This window comes from Streptomyces katrae, from assembly GCF_000966975.1.
Taxonomy (GTDB): domain Bacteria; phylum Actinomycetota; class Actinomycetes; order Streptomycetales; family Streptomycetaceae; genus Streptomyces; species Streptomyces katrae.
In genome coordinates, this window is sequence record NZ_JZWV01000847.1 from 1 (window position 1) to 4,985 (window position 4,985).

At 74.7% G+C, this 4,985-nt stretch carries 2 protein-coding genes and 1 pseudogene; 2 read left to right on the top strand and 1 reads right to left on the bottom strand.

Annotated features, from left to right (window positions below; genetic code table 11):
* Positions 1 to 42: 42 nt before the first annotated feature.
* Positions 43 to 2,907 (bottom strand): lysylphosphatidylglycerol synthase transmembrane domain-containing protein, encoded by a 2,865-nt coding sequence (locus tag VR44_RS27855; protein WP_094191958.1) that lies wholly within the window; start codon positions 2,905 to 2,907, stop codon positions 43 to 45.
* A gap of 110 nt (positions 2,908 to 3,017) precedes the next feature.
* Here VR44_RS27855 and VR44_RS27860 point away from each other — a divergent pair, with 110 nt between their 5' ends.
* Together VR44_RS27860 and VR44_RS48570 are read left to right on the top strand one after the other, a co-directional pair.
* A complete protein-coding gene (locus tag VR44_RS27860) occupies positions 3,018 to 3,374 on the top strand; it encodes an MGMT family protein (RefSeq protein ID WP_045950375.1) in 357 nt (118 codons plus the stop codon).
* A 204-nt stretch (positions 3,375 to 3,578) separates the two neighbouring features.
* Positions 3,579 to 4,985: pseudogene (locus VR44_RS48570) on the top strand (ATP-dependent helicase); the annotation flags it as partial.

Here is a 4,985-nt window from a genome sequence, read left to right on the forward strand (position 1 = left end):
GGGAGACGGCTCCGCGCAGCGGTACCCGGCGACCCCGCGGAGCTAGATGGCTTCCTTCCGCGTCAAGAAGTTGAACGACACCCACCCGGGCAGCACCGGCAACCAGAACGTCATCAACCGGAACAACAGCACCGCGGAGATCGCCACCTCCTTCTCCAGCCCGGCCGCGATCAGCCCCAGCGTCAGCGTCGTCTCCACCGCCCCGATGCCGCCGGGCGTGGGCGCGGCCGAGCCCAGCGCGTTGCCCGCCAGGAAGACCACCGCGATGCTCGCGTAGCTCAGCGTCTCCCCGCCCCCGAAGGCACGGATCGAGGCGTCCAGGCACATCACGAAGCAGCCGGTCAGCAGCAGCATCCCGCCGATGCCCGTCGTCAGCTTCTGCGGCCGCTGGAGCACGTCCAGCATGCGCGGCACCACACCGGCGAACAGCGCCCGGACCCGCGTCACCACGAACTTCCGCAGGAACGGCACCGCCGTGACGACCAGGACCAGCACCGCCACCGTCAGCAGACCCGCGATGACCGTCCGCGACGGGGTCATCTCCGGGGTCTTCTCCGTCCCCGTCAGATAGCCGAACGCGAGCAGCAACAGGATGTGACTCGCCAGCCCGAACAGCTGCGAGGCACCGACGCTCGCCACCGCCAGCCCCGGCCGCACCCCCGCCCGCTGCAGGAACCGCGTGTTCAGCGCGACCCCGCCGACCGCCGCCGGGGCGACCAGCTTCACGAAGGACCCCGCCACCTGCGCGATCACCGTCCGCAGGAACGACACCCGCTCCGGTACGAACCCCAGCAGGCTCATCGCCGCCGCCACGTACGTGAGCGCCGAGAAGGCCAGCGCGGCCCCCACCCAGCCCCACCGCGCCTGGCTGACGATCGTCGCGAAGTCCACGTGCGCCAGCTGCGTGAGCAGGAAGTACGCCCCGAAGGCGCCCGCGATGAACGACACCAGCGTCCGCGGCCGGATCCGCTCCAGCCGGGCCGGCTCCACCGGCGCCTGCGGGCGGATCAGCAGCACCTGCTTGCGGATCAGGCTCAGCAGGTCCTCCTCCCGCGCCCCTTCCAGCGCGTCGTCCAGCGCCTTCTTCTCCGCCTTGCGCTCCGCCGCCGCCGAGGTCCCGGAGGCCTCGGCCGTGCCCGCCGCCTCACGGGCCGCCTTCGCCGCCCGCGAGGACTCCAGCACGGCCTCCCGCTGCCGGTCCGCCCGCTCCCGGGCCTGCCGGCGCAGCGTCGCCCGCGTGGAGCGGCTCAGCGCGATCGGCTGGAGCAGCGGCAGGCAGTCCGCGACCGTGTCCGGCCCCAGTACCGACACCGCCGAGGCCACCGACCGCTCCGCCCCGACCCGCAGGCCGAGCGTGGTCAGCAGCTGCGCGACGTCCATCCGCAGCACCAGGTCACCGGCCGCGATCTCGCCGCCCCGCAGGTCGGTCAGGACGACCTTGCCGGAACGATCCACCACCAGCGCGTCCCCCGTGAGCCGGCGGTGCGCGATCCGGCGCGACTGCAGGGCCCGTACCTGTTCCCAGGCGTTGCGGATCAGCTCGTCGGTGATCTCCTCGTCGGGGAGGGCGTCGAGGGTCCGCCCGCCGAGGTGCTCGTAGACGAGCATCACGGCGTCCGGGCCCAGCTCGGACGTGGCGATCAGCTTCGGCGCGTTCGCCCCGGCCGCGATCGCCGCGTACGCGAGGAGGGCCTCCTGCTCCAGGGCCTGCCGCAGCGACTGGATGCTGCGCCGGGTGGTGATCCCGCGCAGGGTCAGCCGCCGCCACACCCGGTAGAAGAACCCCTGCGCCTGCTGCTCGCGGTCCACGACCGTGACGTCCAGCGGCGGTCCGTCCTCCAGCGTGACGTGGTAGCGCCGGCCCCGGTCCCCGGTATCGGTGGTGTCCCCCTCGGGTGCCTCCGCGCGCATCGCGCTGACCGGCTGGAAGCCGACGCGGCGCAGTCCGGCGAGCAGGTGCTGCCCGGTGGGGCGGACGTTCGGCGAGCCGACCGCGTACAGGGTCCCGTACGCCACGCTCCAGCCGATGAGCACGGTCAGGATGATCGAGAAGGGTGTGGTGTAGCCGCCGACCAGCATCGCGAAGGCGTCCAGCAGCAGCACCACCCACAGCGCGACCCGCCAGCGCGGCCGCCGTGTCATCCCGACGGCGGTCATGTACGCGATCACGGGCGCGAGGTAGCCGTGCACCGGGTCGGTGAGGGCGCCGCCGCCGGCGGAGCGGGTCAGGGCGTCCTGGATGGTCTCCGGGGCGCCCTGGGAGACCCACAGGTCGGTGGCGAGGGTGACGCCGTGCGCCAGGACGGCGGCGAGGACGCCGTCGGCGATGCGCAGCCCGTCGCGTTTGATCAGCCGTTCGATGGCGAAGGCGACGGGGACGAGGAGCACCGCGATGCTCGACACCAGCCCCGCGACCTTGATCAGCAGGTCGGGTGCCTGGCCCGTGCCCTTGCTGATGTCGGCTTCCAGGCCCACCGTCGTGCCGTGCGCGAAGGCGGCGATGCCGAGGACGACGGCGATGCCGAGGAGGCCCACGAGGAGGCGTACCAGGTCGGAGGGGCGGTGCACCCGGGCGGCGAGCAGCGGCTCGTCCACCTCGACGCGGTCGGCCGCCGTCGGGGTGTGGCCCGGTGGGTCGTCGGGGTGCGGGTCGTGCGGGCGCGGCTGCGCGTGAGCGTCCCCGGCCGGGGCCGTCGGAGCGTCCCCCGCCGGGGTCGTCCGCGCGTCCCCCGCGGGGGCCGTCCGTGCGTCGCCGCCGGTGTCCGCGGCGGGCTCTCCGGAGCGTGCGGCACCCCCGTCGGGCGCGTCCTTGTCCGGGCGGGCGCCCCCGCCCGTTCCCGCACCGTCCGGAGGGCTCACACCCCGCTCCTTCGCCGTCACTTCCGTCTCTTCTTGATCACGTATCACCAGTCACCGCCCGGACGATGGTGGCACGGACGGGCGCCCCCGCGGGGCATCAGGGTGCGCGCCGGTATGGAACCGAAGCTTCCGGCGAGCTGCCCGCGGCGTCCGGCACCATGGGCGGAATGAGCGGAGAGCTGCCCGCGTACGCGGAGCGGGTACTGGAGGTGGCCGAGCGGATTCCGCCCGGCCGGGTGATGACGTACGGCGACGTCGCCGAGTGGCTCGGCGAGGGCGGACCCCGCCAAGTCGGGCGCGTCATGGCCCTGTACGGAGGAGCCGTGCCCTGGTGGCGGGTGGTGCGCGCCGACGGCGTACCCCTCCCCGGCCACGAGCGGCGCGCCCTGGAGCACTACCGCACCGAGGGCACCCCGCTGCGCGAGACCCCCTCCGGCGAGCCCCGGCTGGCGATGCGGCGGGCACGCTGGGACGGGGGCGGGGAGGACGCCGGAGGCGACGAGGCTCACATCTGAGGGCTTCGTCCATCCGGAATCCGGACGGGCGCCCGAAGGCCCGTACGGGGGACGGCCCGCGGGGCCCCCGGGTCGACGTCCGGCCCCGCCGGGACGGACTGCGGCGGCCCCACCGGTTGCCGTAGCGTTGCCTCTTCGGCTCCGGCGCCCGCGCCGTCCGCCCCGCTGACAGCACCCGCAGACCCACCAGGACCGGCACCCCACGTGATCACCTCTTCTCCCGGCCGCTCGGAGCGGCGTACGCGTACGCCCGACGCGTACCGCCTGGTGCGCACCGGCCCGCGGCAGGTGGCCCCTCCTGTTCTGGACGCGGCCCAGCAGGCGGTGGTTGATCACACCGGCGGACCGCTCCTCGTCCTCGCCGGCCCGGGCACCGGCAAGACCACCACCCTCGTCGAGGCGGCCGCCGCCCGCGTCGAGGCCGGGACGGACCCCGCCCGCATCCTGATCCTCACCTTCAGCCGGAAGGCGGCCGTCGAGCTGCGCGACCGCGCCGCCCTGAGGCTCGGCGGCGCCCGCGCCCCGCAGGCCACCACGTTCCACTCCTTCTGCTACGGCCTGGTCCGCGCCCACCAGGACCACGAACTCTTCGCGGACCCGCTGCGCCTGCTGTCCGGACCGGAGCAGGACGTGATGGTCCGCACCCTCCTGGACGGCCAGCGCCGGCTCCGCTCCATCCGCTGGCCCGAGGACCTGCGGGCCGCGCTGACCACGCGCGGCTTCGCGGACGAGGTGCGCGCCGTCCTGGCCCGCGCCCGCGAGCTGGGCCTCGGCCCGACCGCCCTCGCCGCCTTCGCCGACCGCATCGGCCGCCCCTCGGCCGCCCCGACTGGAAGGCGGCGGCGGCCTTCCTCTCCGAGTACCTCGACGTCCTGGACCTCCAGGGCTCCCTGGACTACGCCGAACTCGTCCACCGCGCCGTCCTCCTCGCGGAGGAGACCCCGTCCCTGTCCTCCTCCTACGACGTGATCTACGTGGACGAGTACCAGGACACGGACGCCTCCCAGCTGCGGCTGCTGCGCGCGCTGAACGGCCCGGCGGGCACGCTCGTCGCCTTCGGCGACCCGGACCAGTCGATCTACGCCTTCCGCGGCGCCGACATCAACAACACCCTCGACTTCGAGACGTCCTTCCCCGGCGCCCGGGTCCGCGCCCTCACCACGGGCCGCCGCTCGGACGCGAACCTCCTGGCCGCCACCCGCCTCCTGACCACCCGCATGCCGGTCCCTCGCCTGCCGGCCGCCGCCGTCCGCGCCCACCGCGACCTCACCCCCACCCGTGAGGGCGGCCGGGTGGAGGTGTTCACGTACCCCACCGCCGGGGCGGAACTGGACAACATCGCCGACATCCTCCGCCGCGCCCACCTGGAGGACGGCGTCCCCTGGCAGGGCATGGCCGTCCTGGTCCGCTCGGGCGGCCGCACCCTCCCGGCGATGCGCCGCGCCCTGATCGCGGCGGGCGTCCCGGCGGAAACGGACACCACGGCGACGGCCCTCCGCCACGAACCGGCGATAGCCCCCCTCCTGACGGCCCTCCGCATCACCGCCACGGCCGCCACCACCCCCACCCCCACCACCGCCGACCCGGACGTGAACCCGGACGGTTCCACCC

Coding starts and splice junctions, on each gene's coding strand:
- VR44_RS27860 (WP_045950375.1), top strand. CDS start 3,018: ATGGGCGGAATGAGCGGAGAGCTGCCCGCGTACGCGGAGCGGGTACTG.